At 61.8% G+C, this 19977-nt stretch carries 22 protein-coding genes; 19 read left to right on the top strand and 3 right to left on the bottom strand.

The features are described from left to right. Positions 1–68: 68 nt before the first annotated feature. Positions 69–536, bottom strand: coding sequence for a TlpA disulfide reductase family protein (locus AAEO81_RS09105; RefSeq protein ID WP_341963010.1), 468 nt, complete (start codon positions 534–536; stop codon positions 69–71). Between the two features lie 102 nt (positions 537–638). Between AAEO81_RS09105 and arsC the strand changes: the two genes are divergently transcribed. The 17 genes from arsC to AAEO81_RS09020 all read left to right on the top strand — a co-directional run bounded on the left by arsC (position 639) and on the right by AAEO81_RS09020 (position 15931). Next, on the top strand, positions 639–992 hold the full coding sequence (gene arsC / locus AAEO81_RS09100) for an arsenate reductase (glutaredoxin) (RefSeq protein WP_341963009.1): 354 nt from the start codon (positions 639–641) through the stop codon (positions 990–992). Continuing rightward, complete coding sequence (gene wrbA, locus AAEO81_RS09095) at positions 989–1594, top strand: NAD(P)H:quinone oxidoreductase (protein ID WP_166596614.1); 606 nt, start codon at positions 989–991, stop codon at positions 1592–1594. Before arsC ends, wrbA begins: the two co-directional genes overlap by 4 nt. Then, positions 1587–2000, top strand: a complete 414-nt coding sequence (locus AAEO81_RS09090; protein WP_341963008.1) for a DUF2069 domain-containing protein — start codon at positions 1587–1589, stop codon at positions 1998–2000. Before wrbA ends, AAEO81_RS09090 begins: the two co-directional genes overlap by 8 nt. 192 nt (positions 2001–2192) lie before the next feature. Then, entirely contained in the window at positions 2193–2864 is a 672-nt protein-coding gene (locus AAEO81_RS09085) for a DNA-3-methyladenine glycosylase I (RefSeq protein ID WP_341963006.1), read from the top strand. A 92-nt stretch (positions 2865–2956) separates the two neighbouring features. Then, entirely contained in the window at positions 2957–3640 is a 684-nt protein-coding gene (locus AAEO81_RS09080) for a GntR family transcriptional regulator (RefSeq protein ID WP_166596611.1), read from the top strand. Between the two features lie 265 nt (positions 3641–3905). After that, the gene (locus AAEO81_RS09075; protein WP_341963004.1) at positions 3906–4856 is read left to right on the top strand and encodes a 4-hydroxyproline epimerase; all 951 of its coding nucleotides are present in this window, start codon (positions 3906–3908) and stop codon (positions 4854–4856) included. Beyond that, positions 4853–5998, top strand: coding sequence for an FAD-binding oxidoreductase (locus AAEO81_RS09070; protein WP_341963003.1), 1146 nt, complete (start codon positions 4853–4855; stop codon positions 5996–5998). The genes AAEO81_RS09075 and AAEO81_RS09070 overlap by 4 nt, the downstream gene beginning before the upstream one ends. After that, positions 5991–6227: a (2Fe-2S)-binding protein gene (locus AAEO81_RS09065; RefSeq protein WP_341963001.1), complete on the top strand. Its 237-nt coding sequence runs from the start codon at positions 5991–5993 to the stop codon at positions 6225–6227. Before AAEO81_RS09070 ends, AAEO81_RS09065 begins: the two co-directional genes overlap by 8 nt. After that, entirely contained in the window at positions 6224–7483 is a 1260-nt protein-coding gene (locus AAEO81_RS09060) for an FAD/NAD(P)-binding oxidoreductase (protein ID WP_341963000.1), read from the top strand. Before AAEO81_RS09065 ends, AAEO81_RS09060 begins: the two co-directional genes overlap by 4 nt. 245 nt (positions 7484–7728) lie before the next feature. Next, a complete protein-coding gene (locus tag AAEO81_RS09055) occupies positions 7729–8478 on the top strand; it encodes an AraC family transcriptional regulator (protein WP_341964505.1) in 750 nt (249 codons plus the stop codon). A 228-nt stretch (positions 8479–8706) separates the two neighbouring features. Continuing rightward, entirely contained in the window at positions 8707–9525 is an 819-nt protein-coding gene (locus AAEO81_RS09050) for a transporter substrate-binding domain-containing protein (RefSeq protein WP_166596606.1), read from the top strand. A 228-nt stretch (positions 9526–9753) separates the two neighbouring features. Beyond that, positions 9754–11523, top strand: coding sequence for an aconitase X (locus AAEO81_RS09045; protein WP_341962998.1), 1770 nt, complete (start codon positions 9754–9756; stop codon positions 11521–11523). Beyond that, positions 11516–12181, top strand: coding sequence for an amino acid ABC transporter permease (locus tag AAEO81_RS09040; RefSeq protein WP_166596604.1), 666 nt, complete (start codon positions 11516–11518; stop codon positions 12179–12181). Before AAEO81_RS09045 ends, AAEO81_RS09040 begins: the two co-directional genes overlap by 8 nt. Before the next feature lie 10 nt (positions 12182–12191). Next, positions 12192–12842: an amino acid ABC transporter permease gene (locus tag AAEO81_RS09035; protein ID WP_341962997.1), complete on the top strand. Its 651-nt coding sequence runs from the start codon at positions 12192–12194 to the stop codon at positions 12840–12842. Then, entirely contained in the window at positions 12835–13557 is a 723-nt protein-coding gene (locus tag AAEO81_RS09030) for an amino acid ABC transporter ATP-binding protein (RefSeq protein ID WP_166596602.1), read from the top strand. Before AAEO81_RS09035 ends, AAEO81_RS09030 begins: the two co-directional genes overlap by 8 nt. 173 nt (positions 13558–13730) lie before the next feature. Next, positions 13731–14768, top strand: coding sequence for a proline racemase family protein (locus AAEO81_RS09025; RefSeq protein WP_341962995.1), 1038 nt, complete (start codon positions 13731–13733; stop codon positions 14766–14768). Between the two features lie 245 nt (positions 14769–15013). Then, on the top strand, positions 15014–15931 hold the full coding sequence (locus tag AAEO81_RS09020) for a dihydrodipicolinate synthase family protein (RefSeq protein ID WP_341962993.1): 918 nt from the start codon (positions 15014–15016) through the stop codon (positions 15929–15931). A 135-nt stretch (positions 15932–16066) separates the two neighbouring features. Here AAEO81_RS09020 and ttcA read toward each other — a convergent pair whose 3' ends face one another. Then, complete coding sequence (ttcA, locus tag AAEO81_RS09015; protein WP_166596599.1) at positions 16067–16891, bottom strand: tRNA 2-thiocytidine(32) synthetase TtcA; 825 nt, start codon at positions 16889–16891, stop codon at positions 16067–16069. Positions 16892–17319: 428 nt separating this feature from the next. Here ttcA and AAEO81_RS09010 point away from each other — a divergent pair, with 428 nt between their 5' ends. Together AAEO81_RS09010 and AAEO81_RS09005 are read left to right on the top strand one after the other, a co-directional pair. Further along, the gene (locus AAEO81_RS09010) at positions 17320–17922 is read left to right on the top strand and encodes a Yip1 family protein (protein ID WP_166596598.1); all 603 of its coding nucleotides are present in this window, start codon (positions 17320–17322) and stop codon (positions 17920–17922) included. A gap of 221 nt (positions 17923–18143) precedes the next feature. Continuing rightward, entirely contained in the window at positions 18144–18638 is a 495-nt protein-coding gene (locus AAEO81_RS09005; RefSeq protein ID WP_341962992.1) for a SprT family zinc-dependent metalloprotease, read from the top strand. A gap of 3 nt (positions 18639–18641) precedes the next feature. Here the strand turns inward: AAEO81_RS09005 and AAEO81_RS09000 are convergent, their stop codons facing one another. Continuing rightward, positions 18642–19823 (bottom strand): CaiB/BaiF CoA-transferase family protein, encoded by a 1182-nt coding sequence (locus AAEO81_RS09000; RefSeq protein WP_341962991.1) that lies wholly within the window; start codon positions 19821–19823, stop codon positions 18642–18644. Positions 19824–19977: the final 154 nt, after the last annotated feature.

The following is a 19977-nucleotide window of genomic DNA, read 5'->3' as shown; positions in this document are numbered from 1 at the left end:
ACGAACGCAGCGCCTGACACAGCGCTATCGCGAGCAAGCTCACTCCTACAGGTAATCTGCAGCAGCTATCAACCCTTCCCTTTCAACTCCGCCAGTTTCTGCGTCACGCCCGCCGCCGTCTGTTCGCCCATCAACTGCTCACGCACCTTGCCCTTGTCGTCGATGATGTAAGTCACCGGCAGCGCTTCGCTTTTGGGGATGTCGTATTGCTCGGCCGGATCCTGGGCCAGCACGGTGAATTTGATCCCCAACGCGTTGGCCGCGTTTTTCAGGTCTTCACCCTGCAGATTGTCGAAGTTGACCCCGAAGACGCTGACGTTCTGCCCTTTCAACTGCTCGGACAGTGCGTTCAGTTCCGGAATTTCCGTGCGGCAAGGGCCACACCATTCAGCCCAGTAATTGACTACCAGCCAGTGCTTTTCGATTCGATCACTGGCGACTTTCTGACCGTTCTGGTCAGTGCCCAGGTCCACGCCGCACCCGCTGAGCAACACACTCCCGATAAGCGCTACCGCTGCTGCCAACCGCCTTGCCATGATGCTTGTTCCTTTCGTTGAAAACGCGATGCGGACCTGATGTTGGTCTTTACCGAGACGCCTGTAGAATACCCGCCACCCCACGAAAGATGCGACCCGCAAATGACCGATCTGACGCTTTATCACAACCCGCGCTGCTCCAAATCACGTGGCGCGCTGGAATTGCTCGAAGAACGCGGCCTGACGCCGACCGTCGTGCGCTACCTCGAAACCCCGCCCAGCGCCGCGCAATTGCGTGATCTGCTGGGCAAGCTCGGCATCAATGCCCGCGCCCTGCTGCGTACCGGCGAAGACGAATACAAAACCCTGAACCTGGCTGACAGCAGCTTGAGCGACGACGCACTGATCGACGCCATGGCCGCCCATCCGAAGCTGATCGAACGGCCAATCCTGATTGCAGGCGACAAGGCTGTGATCGGCCGTCCGCCAGAGAAAATCCTGGAGCTGCTGCCGTGAGCGCGCCGTACATTCTGGTGCTGTTTTACAGCCGCAACGGCTCGACCAGTGAAATGGCGCGGCAGATCGCCCGGGGCATCGAGATGGGCGGGATGGAAGCGCGGTTGCGCACCGTCCCGGCAATTTCCACCGAGTGCGAAGCCGTGGCGCCGAGCATTCCAGAGACCGGCGCGCTGTACGCGACCCTTGACGATTTGAAGAATTGCTCGGGCCTCGCGCTGGGCAGCCCGACGCGCTTTGGCAACATGGCGGCGCCGCTCAAGTACTTCCTCGACGGCACCAGCAACCTGTGGCTGACCGGCGCGTTGGTCGGCAAACCGGCAAGTGTGTTCACCTCCACCGCCAGCCTGCACGGCGGTCAGGAAACCACGCTGATGTCGATGCTGCTGCCGTTGCTGCACCACGGCATGCTGGTCACCGGCCTGCCCTACAGCGAAGCCGCACTGATCGAAACCAGCGGCGGCGGCACGCCGTACGGCGCCAGCCATCACGCGGGGGCCGACGGCAAGCGTCCGCTGGATCAGCACGAGACCACGCTGTGTCGCGCGCTGGGTCAGCGTCTGGCCAAGACCGCGCTGTTGCTGGAACCTTCCCGTGGCTAAAAAGCCCAAGGTGCTGCCCCCGCTGGACTGGCTGGAACCTCGGGTTCGCTGGAGCCGGGTGGCGGCGCTGTCGTGCTTTTTGGGACTGATCGCGTTGCTGGGCGTTTATTACCTGGTCATTGCCGACCTGCATGGCGCGCGGCCTTGGGTGATTCTCGCGATTGAACTGGTGCCTCTGATTCTGTTGGCGCCCGGCATGTTCGTCGGCAGCCCTCGGGGGCATTCGTGGACCTGTTTCGTGGTGAACCTGTATTTCATCAAAGGCGCACTGGCCGCGTTCGATCCCAATCGTGCCGGGTTCGGTGTGTTGGAAATGCTCGCCAGCCTCGCCGTGTTCACCAGCGCGCTGCTGTATGCGCGCTGGCGGTTTCAACTCAACCGCAAATTATCCGGCGAAGGCGCATGACGCAGAGCGCCACCTGTAGGAGCTGGCTTGTCCTGCGATCGGCGGGGAACCCGTCGTAAAAGGTGTGCACACGGTTTGCCTGATACACCGAGGTGCTTGATTTTACGACGACTGCGTCGCCGGTCGCAGGACAAGCCAGCTCCTACAACGGATCTAATTCGTCCGCATTTACGTAATTGGTTTGGAGAGGGCATGCAAGACTACAAATGGCTCAATGAATACTGCCTCAACCGCTTTGGTTCCGCCGCCGCGCTCGAAGCGCACCTGCCCACCCCCGCTACTCCGAAGAAACTCAAGGCCATCAGCAACGACCGCTACCTGTCGACCATGGCCCTGCGCGTTTTTCGTGCAGGCCTGAAACACAGCCTGGTGGACGCCAAATGGCCCGCGTTCGAGCAGGTGTTCTTTGGTTTCGATCCGGAAAAAGTCGTGCTGATGGGCGCCGATCACCTGGAGCGGCTGATGCAGGACGCGCGCATCATTCGCCACCTCGGCAAGCTCAAGAGCGTGCCGCGCAATGCCCAACTGATCCTCGATATCGCCAAGGAACACGGCAGCTTCGGCCACTTCATCGCCGAGTGGCCGGTGACGGACATCGTCGGCCTGTGGCGTTACCTGGCCAAACACGGCAACCAGATGGGCGGGCTGTCGGCGCCGCGTTTTCTGCGGATGGTCGGCAAGGACACCTTCATCCCCAGCGAGGATGTGGTGGCAGCGCTCAATGCACAGAAGATCGTCGATAAAGTGCCCAGTAGCCAGCGCGATCAGGCGGCGGTGCAGGCGGCGTTCAATCAGTGGCACGCCGAAAGTGGCCGCCCGCTGTGCCAGTTGTCGATGATGTTGTCGTATACCGCCAACCACTGATCTTTTTTTCGTGGGCGGCACGCAGACACAGCGCGACACAAATCGGACGTCGTATACAATATCCGACATTCGCCATTGCCTGAGTCTCTCGCGTGCCTTTCCTTCTTTCTGACGCCCCTAACCTCGGCGTTGCGCCATCCGCGTCCGAGGTCATCGCCACGTTCCTGCGCGAGTCGATCATTTCCGGCCAGTTCGCCGAGGACGAGCCGATCCGTCAGGACGACATCGCCCGCGTGTTCAACGTCAGCAAGATCCCGGTCCGGGAAGCGCTGAAACGCCTTGAAGCCGAAGGCCTGGTGCAGTTCCAGCGCAACAAGGGCGCGGTGGTCACGCGGATTTCCGAGCCGGAACTGGCGCAGATTTTCGAAGTGCGGGTATTGCTGGAAGTGCAGGCGATTCGTCTCGCGGTGCCAAGGCTGACCCAGGCGCAGATCGACCGCGCCAGCGCCATCTGCGACGAGTTCGTGGGTGATGATGACATCGGGCGTTGGGCCGAGCTGAACTGGGCGTTTCACACCTGCCTGTACGAAGCGGCGCAACGGCCGTTTCTGCTGAACATGATTCGCTCGATTCACGACAAGGTCGAACGTTACCTGCGCGTGCAGATGAGCTTTGACGAAGGCAAGGAGCGGGCCGATCTGGAGCACCGGGAAATCCTCAAGGCCTGTGCCGAACGAGACGTGGACAAAGCCGCCGAGTTGATCGAGCACCACATCATTGGCGTTTGTCGCACCCTCTACGCTCACTTGCCCAATGCCGTGCTCAGCGAAATCTGACACCCGCGACTGTGCCGATTTCGTCATTTCACGGGACGAAATCGGTCAAGACCCTTGCCTGTATTCCCGCCAATCTGATTGACAACGAACTCGACATTGATCTGAGGCGCGGCCACTGATCTGTAGGAGTGAGCTTGCTCGCGATTGGGTGCTGCCAGCTGCTTATCCGGTGCGGACACACCGCGATCGCGAGCAAGCTCACTCCTACAGGGATTGGCGTATGCCGAGAGATCAGCGCTATCTCATGCTGCTTGAGGGTGATTCCATGAAACGCATCCAGATCCTCGATTCCCACACCGGCGGCGAGCCCACGCGGCTGGTGCTCGACGGTTTTCCCGACCTTGGCACGGGCAGCATGGCGGAACGTCGCCAAGTGCTGGCCGATGAATTCGATGACTGGCGTGCGACAACGGTGCTGGAGCCTCGGGGCAGCGATGTGCTGGTCGGCGCGCTGCTGTGCGAGCCGGTGGACCCCGAGGCCTGTGCCGGGGTGATCTTCTTCAACAACGCTGGCTACCTCGGCATGTGCGGCCACGGCACCATCGGGCTGGTGGTGTCGCTGGCGCATCTGGGCAAGATCGGGCCGGGGGTGCATCGCATCGAAACGCCGGTGGGCACTGTGCAGGCCACCCTCCACGAAGACCGCTCGGTCAGCGTCAACAACGTGCCCTCCTATCGCTATCGCAAGAATTTCATCGTCGAGGTCCCGGGCCTTGGCAACGTGACCGGTGACATCGCCTGGGGCGGCAACTGGTTCTTCCTCATCGCCGACCACGGCCTGAGCGTCACCGGCGACAACCTCGACGCCCTGACCGATTACACCTGGAAAGTGCGCCAGGCTTTGGAAAACCAAGGCATTCGTGGCGAAGACGGCGGCGTGATCGATCACATCGAACTGTTCGCGGACGACGATCACGCTGACAGCCGCAACTTCGTGCTCTGCCCCGGCAAGGCCTATGACCGCTCCCCATGCGGCACCGGCACCAGCGCCAAACTGGCGTGCCTGGCCGCCGACGGCAAGCTCGAACCCGGTGCTCTCTGGCAACAGGCCAGTGTGATCGGCAGCCAGTTCGAAGGCAGCTTCCAGTGGCAGCACGGCGAGCGTCAGATGGGCGACCGGATCATCCCGACCATCCGTGGCCGCGCTTACATCAGCGCCGAAGCCACGCTGTTGCTGGATGAGGAAGACCCGTTCGCTTGGGGCATTCGTTCTTGATCCCAAATGCCACGTCCGGGGGCGCCGCCGATGTGATCGTCATCGGTGGCGGCATCGTCGGTGCGGCCTGCGCGGACGAACTGGCGAGCCACGGGCTCAACGTTCTGGTCCTCGATTGCCAGCGCCCGGCCGCCACCGCAGCGGGCATGGGCCACTTGGTGGTGCTCGATCACAGTCCCGCCGAGCTGGCGTTGGGCGAATATTCGGTGCGCCTGTGGCGCGAGCTGGCACCGCACCTGCCGGATAACTGCGCCATGCGCAACAACGGCACGTTGTGGCTGGCCTGCAACGAGGGAGAGATGGCCGAGGCCGAGCGCAAACAGGCAGCGTTGAGCGCGTTCGGATTGGGCTGCGAACTGATGAGTGGCGAAGCGTTGGCGAAGGCCGAACCGTCGTTGCGTCCCGGCCTGTTTGGCGCGTTGAAAGTCACCGGCGACGGCATTCTCTACGCCCCCAATGCGGCGCGCTGGCTGTTACAGCGTCAGCCTCGGCTCGTGCGTCAACAGCAGGCCGAAGTCGTGGCGGTCGAAGGCAATCGCGTGCGGCTGGCGGACGGCCAGTGGTTGCAGGCCGAGGCCGTGTTGCTCGCCAATGGCATCTACGCAAAAGACCTTTGCCCGGAACTGCCGCTGCAAGCCAAGAAGGGCCATCTGTTGATCACCGATCGCTACCCGGCGCAGATCACCCACACGCTGGTCGAACTCGGCTACGTCACCAACGCCCACAAGGGCGACGGTCCGTCGGTGGCGTTCAACCTGCAACAGCGTCCGACCGGTCAATTGTTCGTTGGCTCGTCCCGGCAGTTCGACAGCCACGACCCGGCCATCGACCCCGCGATGCTGGGTCGGATGCTGCGACGAGCGATGGAATTTCTGCCCGATCTGGGCCAACTGAACGGCCTCCGCAGCTGGACCGGGTTTCGCTCGGCCAGCCCCGACGGCCAGCCGCTGGTGGGCGAACACCCTGATCAACCCGGCCTGTGGTTGGCGGTCGGACACGAGGGGCTGGGCGTGACCACCGCCACCGGCACGGCCAAATTGCTGGCCGCGCAATTGCTGCGCACCCCGCCGCCCATCGAGCTTCAAACCCATCTGCACGCTTACTTGCCCCAGCGTTTCATCGGAGCCCACGCCCATGCCTGAATTACGCATCGACGGCCAGCCGTTTCGCTTCGCCCAAGGCACCACCGTCGCGGCCGCGTTGATGGCCTGCGGTGATCGTTGCAGCCGAACGTCAGTCACGGGGCAGCGTCGGGCGCCGTTGTGTGGCATGGGTATTTGCCAGGAATGCCGGGTGAGCATCGACGGCCTGCGACGTTTGGCCTGCCAGACGATCTGCCGCGACGGGATGCAGGTGGAGACGCAGCGATGACCGATCACGTCGACCTGCTGATCATCGGCGCCGGGCCTGCCGGAATGGCCGCTGCCCTTGCCGCTGCGCCCAAGGGCCTGCGCATCGCGATCCTCGATGACAACCCGCTGCCGGGCGGGCAAATCTGGCGCGACGGGCCACAGGCGCAATTGCCTGCACGGGCCAGCGACATGCGGGGGCGACTGCAACAACAGGCCAATATTCAGCTGCACAGCGGCACCAAAGTCGTCGCCCTGGCAGGCCCGAAACAGCTGCTGCTGGAAGACGCCGAGCGCGGTTGGGTGCTGGGCTACAACCGGCTGATTCTGTGCACCGGCGCCCGTGAACGGCTGCTGCCCTTCCCCGGCTGGACCCTGCCCGGCGTCACGGGCGCGGGCGGGTTGCAGGCGTTGATCAAAGGGGGCTTGTCGGTGGCGGGCGAGCGCATCGTGATTGCCGGCAGCGGGCCGTTGTTGCTCGCGTCGGCCGACACCGCGAAGAAAAACGGCGCTGAGGTGGTGCGCATCGCCGAGCAGGCTTCGTTCGCTGCGGTCAGCCGTTTTGCTGCGGGCTTGTGGCGCTGGCCGAACAAGGCGATTCAGGCCGCGACGCTGGCCAGTGCCGCGTATCGAACGTCCGCCCATGTGCTGGAAGCGCTGGGTTCCGGTCGACTGGAAGCGGTGCGGGTTCAGGTGGGGGGTCGGGTTGAAGACGTCCCTTGTGATCGGCTGGCGTGCGGGTTCAGCCTGGTGCCGAACGTGGACCTGGGCACGGCCCTGGGCTGCCGGATCGAGGATCGCGCGATTGCCGTGGATGAGTGGCAGGCCACGAGTCTGGCCGATCATTTTGCCGCCGGGGAATGCACGGGGTTTGGTGGCAGCGAGCTGGCGTTGGTCGAGGGCAAGATTGCCGGGCTGGCGGCCACGGGTCAGCAGGATCAGGCGCGTCAGCTGTTTGCGGAACGGCGGCGGTGGCAGGGGTTTGCGGACCGGTTGAATCACGCGTTCGCCCTCGATCCTGCGCTGAAACAGTTGGCGCGACCGGACACGTTGGTGTGCCGCTGCGAGGACGTGCCTTACTCGGCGCTCGCCGTTCATGAGAACTGGAACGCTGCCAAACTCAACACCCGCTGCGGCATGGGCGCCTGCCAGGGACGCGTCTGCGCCACGGCGGCGCAGACCTTGTTTGGCTGGGAGCCGCCGCTGTTACGGCCGCCGTTCAGCCCTGCCAGGGTAGCGACGTTGGCGTGTTTGGGTGAAACCGCAGACAGCCTTTGAAGTGTGGCGGCGGATGAGGTTTCAGGCCGTGCACCGATCCACTGTAGGAGCGAATTCATTCGCGAACGATGGGTCAGGCTGCGCAGATGTGTTGGCTGCACGGGCGTTTCGCGAATGAATTCGCTCCTACAGAAGATCACCGTCAGCCTCGATATATTTATCCCGCCATCTGTTGCTTCTCATCAGCCGCCGATATACCGCATCATCGACCTCGCCCTTCTGATACGGCGCGCCCTCCCGTGAACATGATTGACCTGCTTCCTACTTCGCCCCTGCATGACCTCGGTCAACTGCTCACCAGCCTTGATCGGGTCGCCCCGTTGCTCGATGCCATTCCGGGCGTGGTGTTTTTCGTGAAAGACGCGCAGGCCCGTTACGCGATGGTCAATCAGACGCTGGTGCAGCGCTGCGGCGTCAAGGAGAAACGCGATCTACTGGGCCGCACCGCCGAGGACGTGTTCCCCGCTCGCTTCGGTCCGTTGTACACCGCGCAGGATCGGCGCGTGCTGGCCGATGGCAGGCAGCTGAACGATCAGTTAGAGCTGCACTTGTATTACGGCAATCAGCCGATCTGGTGCCTGACCCACAAGATTGCCTTGCGCGATGACCAAGGCGTGATCATCGGCCTGGCAGGCATCTCGCGGGATTTGCAAATCCTGCAATCGCACCCGGCGTATCAGAAGCTGGCCGAGGTCGATGCCTACATTCGCGAGCACTTTTCCCGACCGATCACGCTGCAGGAACTCACCGCCATCGCCGGGCTTTCCATTGCGCAACTGGAACGGCACTGCAAACGCATCTTTCAGCTCACGCCCCGGCAGATGATTCACAAGGCCCGGCTTGGGGAGGCTTCGCGCTTGCTGCGTGAAGACCTGTCGATTACCGACGTGGCACTGCGTTGCGGGTACACCGATCACAGTGCGTTCAGTCGGCAGTTTCGGGCGTTGACGGGGGTTTCGCCGAGTGAGTTTCGAGAGTCGCAGGGCTGCGCCTGATTCACGTGTAGGAGCTGTGCAACGACGTGCACCTATGAAGCACTCCCCGCATTTTTGCTCCTTTATGTAACACCCGCGTCCCACACAAAAATCACTCACCACTCACAACCCACTGATTCAAAGCGCCTACGCTCGTAGTGGCAAAACGGGCACGCCCCATGCATAGAAAATATCGTATACGAAATTACTTATCCGGCCGTTTCCTTACTTGCATCCAACGAGGCTTCTATGAAAAAGCATGCTGTTGCAGTAGCCCTCCTCGCCGTCATGAGTTCCTCCTTCATCAACGTGGCCTTCGCCGATAAGCTCGATGACATCATCGACTCCGGCAAATTACGCTGCGCGGTGACGCTGGACTTCCCGCCGATGGGTTCGCGGGATGACAAGAACAACCCGGTCGGATTTGACGTCGATTACTGCAACGATCTGGCGAAGGTGCTGGGGGTGACGGCCGAGGTGGTCGAGACGCCGTTTCCGGATCGTATTCCAGCGTTGGTGTCCGGGCGCGCCGACGTGATCGTGGCCTCGACCTCCGACACCCTCGAACGCGCCAAGACCGTGGCGATGACCATCCCCTACTTCGCGTTCCAGATGGTGGTGCTGACCCGCGACAACACCGGCATTACCAAATACGAAGACCTCAAGGGCAAGAACGTCGGCAACACCAGCGGCACCTATGAAGCCATCGCCCTGGAGAAAGACCAGAAAGCCTGGGGCACCGGCAGCTTTCGCGCCTACCAGACCCAGAACGACACCATCCTCGCCGTCGCCCAAGGCCACATCGATGCAACGGTGGTCACCAACACCGTGGCCGCTGCGACCCTCAAATCCGGCAAATACAAGGGCCTGAAAGTCGCGGGCAATGCGCCTTACGTGATCGATTACGTGTCGCTGGCGGCGAAGCGTAATGAATACGGCCTGATCCATTACCTGAACCTGTTCGTCAACCAACAAGTGCGCACCGGTCGTTACGACGAGTTGTGGAAGAAGTGGGTGGGTGATGAAATCAAGCCTGCCAACTTGACCGTTCCAGGGGTTTATTACTGAGTCCGGTATGGCCAAGGCGTTGGCGGCTCGGTGGAATTTTCGCGCCGGACGCCGGACCTGTAGGAGCCGGCTTGCTGGCGAAAGCGGTGGAGCAGGCACTGATGTGTCGACTGCTCCACCGCCTTCGCCAGCAAGCTGGCTCCTACAGGGGTTCAGTGTTGAGGATCGTTCCCACGCGGAGCGTGGGAACGATCAACAAAATCACGGCCCTCGTTTCAGGAGCCCACGATGTCTGAAGTTTCGTTGAACGGTCGGTGTCTGGTGGCAGGCAGTGCCCAGGGCGCGTTGTTGTATGCCGACATGGGCCTGAGTTTTTGGGGCGGGGTCGAGCCGTTTACCGGTGAGGTGATCGACCGGCATCATCCGCTCAGCGGGCAGATCATCACCGGCAAAGTGCTGGCGATCCCCAGCGGGCGCGGGTCGTGCACCGGCAGCAGCGTGTTGCTGGAACTGATCCTCAACGGCCATGCCCCCGCCGCGTTAGTGTTCGAACGGGTCGAGGACATTCTGACCCTCGGCGTGCTGGTCGCCGAGCAGATGTTCGGGCATTCGATCCCGGTCATCAGCCTCGGCGAAGCGGGTTTTGCGGCCTTGCGTGAGGTGAAATTCCTGCGCGTCGAAGACGCGCGTGTTACCGCTTTCGACAGTGCTCCGCCTGCAATGGCACCCCGTTCGCCCGTCCAGAAAACCGCGCTGCACAGCAAGATCACCCTGACCGAAATGGACCAGGGCTTTCTCGACGGCGCTTACGGCAAGGCCGCGCAAGTGGCGATGGGCATCATCCTGCGCATGGCCGAGCTGCAAGGCGCGACCGAGTTGCTGGACATCACCCAGGCGCACATCGACGGCTGCATTTACACCGGCCCGGCCAGCCTGCGCTTCGCCCGGCAACTGGTGGACTGGGACGCGAAAGTCCGCGTGCCGACCACTCTCAACTCCATCTCCGTGGACAAGCGCCGCTGGCGCGAGCTGGGCGTGGACCCGGCGCTGGGCGAGCCGTCCAGCCAACTGGGAGACGCCTATCTGGACATGGGCGCCCGCGTCAGTTTCACCTGCGCACCCTACCTGCTGGACAGCGCGCCGGAGCTGGGCGAGCAGATCGTCTGGGCCGAATCCAACGCGGTGGTCTACGCCAACAGCGTGATCGGCGCGCGCACGCTGAAATACCCGGATTACCTCGACATCTGCATCGCGCTCACTGGCCGTGCGCCGAAAATCGGCTGTCACTTGACGCAACAACGGTTGGCCACGCTGCGCATCGACGTGCCCGACGTCGGCGAGCTGGACGATAGTTTCTACCCGCTGCTCGGCTATCACGTCGGTCTGCTCTGCGGCGCCAACATCCCGGTCATCTGCGGCCTGGAACACAAGGCGCCGACCCTCGATGACCTGAAAGCCTTCGGCGCGGCCTTCGCCACCACGTCCGCTGCACCGATGTTTCATATCGCGGGCGTGACCCCGGAAGCGGCCACCGTTGAACTGGCCCTTGGCGGACATCCGCCAGACAAGGCATTCAGCATCAGCGACCTTGACCTGCTGCACAGCTGGCGCGAACTGAACAGCGCACAAAGCCCCGACGTGGACGCCGTGACCTTGGGCAATCCGCATTTCTCCCTGAGCGAATGCGCCACCCTCGCCCGCCTTTGCCAAGGGCGGCGCAAGCTCGACAGCGTTGCTGTGGTCATCACTTGCGGCCGGGCAACCCTCGAACGTGCACAGCAGGCAGGCCATGTCGCGACACTGGAAACCTTCGGCGTGCAGTTCGTGACCGACACCTGCTGGTGCATGCTCGGCGAGCCGGTGATTCCTCCGAAAGCCCGCAACCTGATGACCAACTCCGGCAAGTACGCGCACTACGCACCGGGTCTGGTGGGGCGTCGCGTGCACTTCGCCAGCCTGGCCGAGTGTGTCGAAAGCGCTTGCACGGGCCTGGCCAGTGGGCGCTTGCCGGTCTGGCTGCACGCTGCCGAAAAGGCGGAGGCGCTGGCGCATGTTTGATTACAACTTCCACTGGCGCGCCGCGTTCAAAGCCTTGCCGGACATGCTCGACGGCGCTGTCGTCACCTTCCAGACGGCGGCCCTGTCGATGATTCTCGGGGTCACCATCGCGCTGTTTCTGGTGTTCATGCGTCAGGGCAAAAACCCGATATTCCGAGGCTTCGCCGCGACCTGGATCTCGATTGCCCGCAACACCCCGTCGCTGTTTCAGGTGTACATCCTCTACTTCGGTCTGGGCTCGTTCGGCTTGCACGTGAGTTCGTGGGTCGCGCTGCTGGCGGGGATCACCATCAATAACGCGGGCTATCTGGCGGAAAACTTCCGTGGCGGTTTGAAGGCTGTGCCGGACACCCAATTGCGCGCCGCCCGCTCGCTGGGCATGAGCGCGCCCCAGGCCTACCGGCTGATCGTCATCCCGCAATTGCTGCGCATCGTCTACTACCCGCTGACCAACCAGATGGTCTGGGCCGTGCTGATGACGTCCATGGGGGTGATCGTCGGCCTGAACAACGACCTTACCGGCGTGACCCAGGACTACAACGTCAAGACCTTCCGCACCTTCGAATTCTTCGCCATCGCGGCGGTGCTGTATTACCTGATCGCCAAACTGATCGTGGCCGTGGCGCGGCTGCTGTCATGGCGCCTGTTCCGGTATTGAGGGATCGACCATGTTCAACAGCACATTCAGTTGGGGCGATCTGCAATTCATGCTGCAAGGGGCGTGGGTCACGATCCTGCTCACCATCGTCTCGATGCTTATCGGCACCCTCGCCGGGGTCGTCAGCGGCATGGCCCGGGCGTTGCTGCCACGCAGCACAATTCCATTGGCGTGGCTGCTCGACGTGTTTCGCAGCGTGCCGTTGCTGATCCAGTTCGTGTTGTTCAACGCACTGAAAAGCATCGCCGGGCTTAACTGGAGCGCCTTCACCGTCGCGTGCATCGTGCTCGGTCTTTACGTCACCGCGTACTGCACCGAGATCGTCCGCAGCGGCGTGCTGTCGGTCCCGCTCACGCTACGCCGCGCCAGCCGCTCGCTGGGCCTGAGCTACTGGCAGGACCTGCGCCAGATCGTCATGCCGATGGCGACCCGCGTGGCGTTTCCGGGTTGGGTCAACCTGTTGCTGTCGGTGATGAAGGACACCGCGCTGGTGATGTGGATCGGCATCGTCGAACTGCTGCGCGCCTCGCAGACCATCGTCACGCGCATTCAAGAACCGCTGCTGGTGCTGTGCATCGCAGGCCTCATTTACTACGTCATGAGTCTGGTGATCGCCCGCCTGGGTGCGCGCCTGGAAACGAGGTGGCAGGAAAATGATTGAGATCGACAACGTACACAAATCCTTTGGCGAGCTTGAAGTCATCAAGGGCGTGAGCCTGCAGGTGGAGAAAGGCGAAGTGGTGTCGATCATCGGCGGCTCGGGTTCGGGTAAATCGACGCTGCTGATGTGCATCAACGGCCTGGAGTCGATCAAAAGCGGCAGCATTCGCGTGGACGGCACCGAAGTGCACGCCAAGAGCACCGACATCAACAAGCTGCGGCAGAAGATCGGCATCGTCTTTCAGCAGTGGAACGCCTTCCCCCACCTGACCGTGCTGGAAAACGTGATGCTCGCCCCGCGCACCGTGCTGGGCAAAAGCAAGGAAGAAGCCGAGGCGCTGGCAGTCAAGCAGCTGAAACACGTGGGCCTGGGCGACAAGCTCAAGGTCTTCCCCGGCAAGCTTTCCGGTGGCCAGCAACAGCGCATGGCGATTGCCCGGGCGCTGGCGATGTCGCCGAATTACATGCTGTTCGACGAGGCCACCTCGGCCCTCGACCCGCAGTTGGTGGGCGAAGTGCTGGACACCATGCGCATGCTCGCCGAAGACGGCATGACGATGATTCTGGTGACTCACGAGATTCGGTTCGCCCGCGATGTGTCGGACCGTGTGGCGTTTTTCCGTAACGGGCTGGTGCATGAGATCGGCACGCCGGATCAGGTCATCGGCAACCCGCAACGGCCCGAGACGGCGGATTTCTTGCGGTCGATCAATTAAGGGCAAGCACCCGGTATTTCGGATGGGTGGAGATTAACGGTAGGAGTGAGCTTGCTCGCGATAACGGTATGTCAGGTATGAATTTGGATCTGACAACTTGCAATCGCGAGCAAGCTCACTCCTACAGGTCATGTGTTCCGTCAGTGACATCTTTGACAGGAGGGCTTTAAAGCATGCGCTCATCGAAAGTGATCCACGTAGTCAGTTGTCACGCCGAAGGTGAAGTCGGCGACGTCATCGTCGGCGGAGTCGCCCCACCACCGGGCGATACGATCTGGGAGCAGTCGCGCTGGATCGAGAAGGACAACGTGCTGCGCAATTTCATGCTCAACGAGCCGCGCGGCGGGGTGTTCCGTCACGTCAACTTGCTGGTGCCGCCGAAGAACCCGAAGGCGCAAATGGGCTGGATCATCATGGAACCCGCCGACGTGCCGCCGATGTCCGGCTCCAACTCGCTGTGCGTCGCGACCGTGCTGCTGGACAGCGGCATCCTGCCGATGACCGAGCCGGAAACCCGCTTGGTTCTGGAAGCGCCCGGCGGGCTGATCGAAGCCATCGCCCAATGCCGTGGCGGCAAGGTCCAGAGTGTCGAAGTGCATAACCACCCCTCCTTCGCCGATCAGCTCGACGTGTGGATCGAGGTGCCGGGGCTGGGGTCGATTCAGGTCGACACCGCCTATGGCGGCGACAGCTTCGCCATTGTTGACTCGACGAAACTGGGCTTTTCGCTGACCGCCGACGAGGCCAAGGACCTGGTGGAAACCGGCCTCAAAATAACGAAGGCCGCCAACGAACAACTGGGCTTCACCCACCCGCTGAACAAAGACTGGAACCACATTTCCTTCTGCCAGATCGCCGCGCCCGTGAACTACGACGGTGGCGTGGCCAATGCCGCCAATGCGGTGGTGATCCGCCCCGGCAAGATCGACCGCTCGCCCTGTGGCACGGGATGTTCAGCGCGACTGGCGGTGCTGCATGCCAAGGGTCAACTGAAGGTCGGCGAACGCTTCATTGGCCGCTCGATCATCGGCTCGGAGTTTCATTGCAAGATTCAGAGCGCAACCGAAGTCGCCGGACGGCCCGCAATCGTCCCGAGCCTGTCGGGGCGTGCGTGGATCACAGGAACCCATCAGCACATGCTCGACCCGAGCGATCCATGGCCGGAGGGTTACAAGCTGACCGATACCTGGCCGGTGGGGTTGAAGTTGTGAAGGCATCCACTGGCTGATTCTGGCCGAAGGCCGTAGGAGCCGGCTTGCTGGCGAAGGCGTCAGAACGGAAACGTTTGTGGTGAATGACACGCCGCATTCGCCAGCAAGCCGGCTCCCACGGGCTGCGCCCAGAGGCAGATAGCTGTCGTCAGATAGGCTCAGGTCAAAGCGAAGATTTAACACTGGCGTTTTACGCCCAAACCAAAACGTATACGAAATACCTTTAATCCCAAAAGGAGTCAGTCATGAGTCAATCCGTATCCTGGAGCGGTGTCTTCCCTGCCGTCACCACACAGTTCAACGAAGATTTTTCCCTCAATCTTGAGGCGTCCCACAAGGTGATTGCCAACCTGGTACGCGATGGCGTGTCGGGGTTGGTCATTTGCGGCACGGTGGGTGAGAACACATCCCTCAGCGTGTCGGAGAAAATCAGCCTGGTCGAAGCCGCGAAAGACGCGTCGGCGGGTCGGGTGCCGGTGATTTCCGGGATTGCCGAGTTCACCAGCGCCAACGCCAGCATCGTGGCAAAAGACGTGCAGAAGGCCGGGGCCGACGGGATCATGCTGATGCCCGCGCTGGTGTATTCGTCGAAGCCCTTCGAGACCGCCGCGCATTTCCGCACCGTCGCGGCCGCCTGCGACCTGCCGATGATGGTCTACAACAACCCGCCCATTTATAAGAACGATGTGACGCCGGACATCCTGATTTCCCTGGCCGACTGCGACAACATCGTCTGCTTCAAGGATTCGTCGGGTAACACCAACCGCTTCATCGACGTGCGCAACGAGGTGGGCGACCGCTTTGTGCTGTTCGCCGGGCTGGATGACGTGCTGGTGGAAAGCGTCGCCGTGGGCGCAGTGGGCTGGGTATCGGGCATGTCCAACGCCTTCCCGAAAGAGGGTGAAACCCTGTTCCGTTTGGCCAAGGCCGGGCGTTTCGCTGAGGCAATGGCACTTTACGAGTGGTTCATGCCGCTGTTGCACCTGGATGCACGCCCGGACCTGGTGCAGTGCATCAAGCTGTGCGAAGCCATCATGCAACGCGGCAGCGCCCTCACCCGCCCACCGCGCCTGGCGCTGCCGGACAGTGATCGTGAGTACGTGGAGGGGCTGATGAAGACGGCGTTGGCGAACAAGCCGGTGTTGCCGGAGGTGGGGCTTTAATACGGCGGATTGGACCTCAACCGTCCCCTGTAGGAGTGAGCTTGCTCGCGATAGCGGTGTGTCAGGTAAGTATTTGAGTCTGACAAATGTTAATCGCGAGCAAGCTCACTCCTACAAAGGGATTTGCGGTGCTGCCTAGATATTCACCACATTCACAAACCGTGACGCGGCGGTCTCGTCGATCTTCAGGCTCGTGAAGTCGAACAGGTTGCGGTCCGCCAATTGCGACGGCACCACATTTTGCAGACTGCGGAAGATCATTTCTGAACGGCCCGGGGTCTTGCGGTCCCATTCCTGAAGCATGTCCTTGACCACCTGGCGTTGCAGGTTTTCCTGCGAGCCGCACAGGTTGCACGGGATGATCGGGAATTGCTTCATGTCCGAATAGGCCTGGATGTCTTTCTCGGCGCAGTAGGCCAGCGGGCGAATCACCACGTTACGGCCATCGTCGGCGCGCAGTTTTGGCGGCATGGCCTTGATTGTGCCGTTGAAGAACATGTTCAGAAAGAAGGTCTCGACGATGTCATCGCGGTGGTGACCGAGGGCCATCTTGGTCGCGCCGATTTCATCCGCGAAGGTGTAGAGCGTGCCGCGACGCAGGCGCGAACACAGCGAGCAGGTGGTCTTGCCTTCCGGAATCAACTCCTTCACGACCGAGTAGGTGTCTTTCTCGACGATGTGATACTCGACGCCCAGCTCTTTTAGATAAGCAGGCAGGACGTGCTCGGGAAAGCCCGGCTGTTTCTGGTCCATGTTCACGGCGACGATGGAAAACTTGATCGGCGCGACTTTCTGCAAATGCAGCAGCACGTCGAGCATGGTGTAGCTGTCCTTGCCGCCAGACAGGCAGACCATCACTTTGTCGCCCTCTTCAATCATGTTGAAATCGGCCACTGCCTCGCCTGCAAGCCGACGCAGACGTTTCTGCAGTTTGTTCTGATTGACTGAAAGGGTGCCCATGGCGCTGTGGTCCGCTCGCTGTGACGTAGGGGAAGAAAGGGCCGGTATTTTACGCATAAACGTTACGGCTGGTAATGCCTGCTGATCGTGCAATTCAAGCGCACCACGTCCCTTGTAGGAGTGAGCTTGCTCGCGATGGCGATTCGCCTAACACATCCTCGTCCCTGAAACCGCCATCGCGAGCAAGCTTACTCCTACACCTGTACATGCCGTTCGTCCGACCGCGCCAAGCGGTTGATCACCTCTGGCTATTAGCAGCACTCTTGAACGCGCCAATTACTCTAAAGCCCACGGTTTTCGGGGCTTGCAGGTTTCTATACTCCCAAGTGAGGTCGCAACCATCCACTTCCCCTTGTCGAGCGTGTGGCCTTGCCCTGACGGCATCAGGCAATCAGGCGCGACGGCATCCATGATGAGGAGTTACGGGCATGATCCATCACGTTTTGGGGCTGTTCACCCACCCCGATCAAGAATGGCAACAGATACGTGGCGAGGAAGAAGAAACCATCGGCCACATGTACCTCACCCACACCCTGATTCTGGCGGCGATCCCTGCCGTGTCTGCTTACATCGGCACCACGCAGGTGGGCTGGGTCATCGGTAATCGTGCGCCGGTGATGCTGACCAGCGAAAGCGCGGTCTGGATGACGCTCATGTCCTACATCGCCATGCTCGCCGGGGTGGCGGTGATGGGCGGGTTCATTCACTGGATGGCCCGCACCTACGACGCCAGCCCCAGCCTCGCCCGCTGCGTGGCCTTCGCCACCTACACCGCGACGCCGCTGTTCATCGGCGGACTCGCCGCGCTTTACCCCCACATGTGGCTGGGGATGATGGTCGGCCTGGCGGCGGTCTGCTACACGGTTTACCTGCTGTACGTGGGACTGCCGGTGTTCATGAACATCCATCCGGATGAAGGCTTCATGTTTTCCAGTTCAGTGCTGGCGGTGGGTCTGGTGGTGCTGGTGGCAATCATGGCGTTCACGGTGGTGCTCTGGGGTGTCGGAGTGGGGCCTGAGTACACGAATTGATCGCCAGTTTCTCGATGGACCTGTAGGAGCGAATTCATTCGCGAGAGGCCCGTACATTCGATGGATATTTGTCGGATGTATGACCGTCTCGCGAATGAATTCGCTCCTACAGGTCGTGGGATGCCGACAAATCGGGTGCTCTGAACGACCATTCGGCAGCTTCAGTTTTCGGCCTGCCCCTGCTTTGCGGCATACTCGCCTCCTCTGGAGACCGATGAAGCATGCTTGAGCAACTCAATACCCGCGTCGAATCCTGTTACCAACAAGCCGAAGATTTTTTCAAACGCCCCTTCAAACGCCCTGTCGTCAGCCTCAAGCTGCGCGGCCAGAAGGCGGGTGTCGCGCATTTGCATGAAAACCTGCTGCGATTCAACCCGCAGCTGTACCGCGAGAACAGCGAAGACTTCCTGCGCCAGACCGTGGCCCACGAAGTCGCGCACCTGGTTGCCCATCAACTGTTCGGCGACACCATTCAGCCCCACGGCGAAGAATGGCAGCTGATCATGCGCGGTGTTTACGAACTGCCGCCCAACCGTTGCCACACCTACGAAATCCAGCGGCGCAGCGTCACCCGCTACATCTACCGCTGCCCGTGCCCGGAAAGCGATTTCCCGTTCTCGGTGCAGCGGCACAAGCTGGTCCGCAAGGGGCGCCGTTATCTGTGCCGTCGCTGCCGGGAGATTCTGGTGTTCAGCGGCGAGACGCGGGTGGAATGACCGTCACGCCACGGCACCCGCTTCCCGCAACGCGCTTATTTCCTGCTCGCTGAACCCCGCTTCCCGCAACACCTGATCGCTGTGCGCGCCCACCGAGACGCCGATGTGCCGGGGCGCGGGCAAGCCTTCGGAAAACTTCACCGGGCAGGCCATCTGCGGCTGCGAAGTGCCATCGCCCCGAGGCACTTGCGTCACGACCTGCCGCGCCTGCAATTGCGGATGCTGCGCGGCCTCGGACAGGCTCAACACCGGCTCGACGCACGCGTCCACCCCAGCGAATAGCACCTCAAGTTCGTCAAAGCCGCGCCGCTCGAATTCGATCTGCAATTCCCGTTTGAGGGCCAGATGATCCACCGGCTCGGGGGATAAACCGAGCTTCGCCAGTTCGGGTCGGCCCAGCGTCTCGCACAGCGTCCGCACAAACGCGGGTTCCAGGCTGCCGACCGAAAACCAGCTCCCGTCGCGGCTGCGGTAATGGTCATAAAAGCCGCCGCCGTTGAGCCAGTTGCCTTCAGGCTGAGGTTCGACGTTAACGGCCAGCGCCCCGGCCCCTGCCAAGGCGTTCAGGCTGAAGGCGCAGTCGGTCATGCTGATGTCGACGAACTGCCCCAACCCGGTGTGCTGCCGCGCCACCACCGCCGCCAATAAACCGATCACGCCGTGCAGCGACCCGCCCGCAATGTCAGCCACTTGCATGCCTAATGGCAACGGGCCGCTGTCTTTGCGGCCGGTGTAGCTGGCCAGCCCCGCAATGGCCAGGTAGTTGATGTCGTGCCCGGCACGCTGACGGTACGGCCCTGTCTGCCCGTAACCGGTGATCGAAACGTAAATCAGCTTTGGATTGATCGCCTTGAGGGCTTCATACCCGAGCCCCAGCCGCTCCATGACGCCGGGACGAAACTGTTCCAAAACAATGTCGTACTGTGCGACCAGCCGCTTGACCGCCGCCACCGCCTCGGGCTGCTTGAGGTCCAGCGCCAGGCTGCGCTTGTTGCGATTGAGGTAGGCGTGGCTTGCGGAAACGCCTTGATCGTGAGGCGGCATGGCGCGCACCAGGTCGGGCCGGGTCGGGGATTCGATGCGCAACACCTCAGCGCCCATGTCCGCCAACAACAGCGAGGCGAACGGGCCGGGTAGAAGCGTGGAGAAATCGAGGACGTTGAGCGAAGACAGCGGACCGTGCATGCGAGCTTCCCTGGGCATCAGTGATGAGGGACAGCGTAGGTCGGCCCATTCAATGGGGCAATGAGGTCAGCGCTGTGGAGGCAAATCCCTGTGGGAGCGAATTCATTCGCGAAGCGGTTGTACATCCGACAAAAACCCATCGAATGTACCGGCC

This window comes from Pseudomonas sp. RC10 (genome assembly GCF_038397775.1).
Taxonomy (GTDB): domain Bacteria; phylum Pseudomonadota; class Gammaproteobacteria; order Pseudomonadales; family Pseudomonadaceae; genus Aquipseudomonas; species Aquipseudomonas bambusae.
Note: the sequence above shows the minus strand (reverse complement) of the source record. Positions and strands in the feature narration are given on the sequence as shown.

Coding starts and splice junctions, on each gene's coding strand:
- AAEO81_RS09105 (WP_341963010.1), bottom strand. CDS start 536: ATGGCAAGGCGGTTGGCAGCAGCGGTAGCGCTTATCGGGAGTGTGTTG.
- arsC (WP_341963009.1), top strand. CDS start 639: ATGACCGATCTGACGCTTTATCACAACCCGCGCTGCTCCAAATCACGT.
- AAEO81_RS09085 (WP_341963006.1), top strand. CDS start 2,193: ATGCAAGACTACAAATGGCTCAATGAATACTGCCTCAACCGCTTTGGT.
- AAEO81_RS09075 (WP_341963004.1), top strand. CDS start 3,906: ATGAAACGCATCCAGATCCTCGATTCCCACACCGGCGGCGAGCCCACG.
- AAEO81_RS09065 (WP_341963001.1), top strand. CDS start 5,991: ATGCCTGAATTACGCATCGACGGCCAGCCGTTTCGCTTCGCCCAAGGC.
- AAEO81_RS09060 (WP_341963000.1), top strand. CDS start 6,224: ATGACCGATCACGTCGACCTGCTGATCATCGGCGCCGGGCCTGCCGGA.
- AAEO81_RS09055 (WP_341964505.1), top strand. CDS start 7,729: ATGATTGACCTGCTTCCTACTTCGCCCCTGCATGACCTCGGTCAACTG.
- AAEO81_RS09050 (WP_166596606.1), top strand. CDS start 8,707: ATGAAAAAGCATGCTGTTGCAGTAGCCCTCCTCGCCGTCATGAGTTCC.
- AAEO81_RS09045 (WP_341962998.1), top strand. CDS start 9,754: ATGTCTGAAGTTTCGTTGAACGGTCGGTGTCTGGTGGCAGGCAGTGCC.
- AAEO81_RS09040 (WP_166596604.1), top strand. CDS start 11,516: ATGTTTGATTACAACTTCCACTGGCGCGCCGCGTTCAAAGCCTTGCCG.
- AAEO81_RS09035 (WP_341962997.1), top strand. CDS start 12,192: ATGTTCAACAGCACATTCAGTTGGGGCGATCTGCAATTCATGCTGCAA.
- AAEO81_RS09030 (WP_166596602.1), top strand. CDS start 12,835: ATGATTGAGATCGACAACGTACACAAATCCTTTGGCGAGCTTGAAGTC.
- AAEO81_RS09025 (WP_341962995.1), top strand. CDS start 13,731: ATGCGCTCATCGAAAGTGATCCACGTAGTCAGTTGTCACGCCGAAGGT.
- AAEO81_RS09020 (WP_341962993.1), top strand. CDS start 15,014: ATGAGTCAATCCGTATCCTGGAGCGGTGTCTTCCCTGCCGTCACCACA.
- ttcA (WP_166596599.1), bottom strand. CDS start 16,891: ATGGGCACCCTTTCAGTCAATCAGAACAAACTGCAGAAACGTCTGCGT.
- AAEO81_RS09010 (WP_166596598.1), top strand. CDS start 17,320: ATGATCCATCACGTTTTGGGGCTGTTCACCCACCCCGATCAAGAATGG.
- AAEO81_RS09005 (WP_341962992.1), top strand. CDS start 18,144: ATGCTTGAGCAACTCAATACCCGCGTCGAATCCTGTTACCAACAAGCC.
- AAEO81_RS09000 (WP_341962991.1), bottom strand. CDS start 19,823: ATGCACGGTCCGCTGTCTTCGCTCAACGTCCTCGATTTCTCCACGCTT.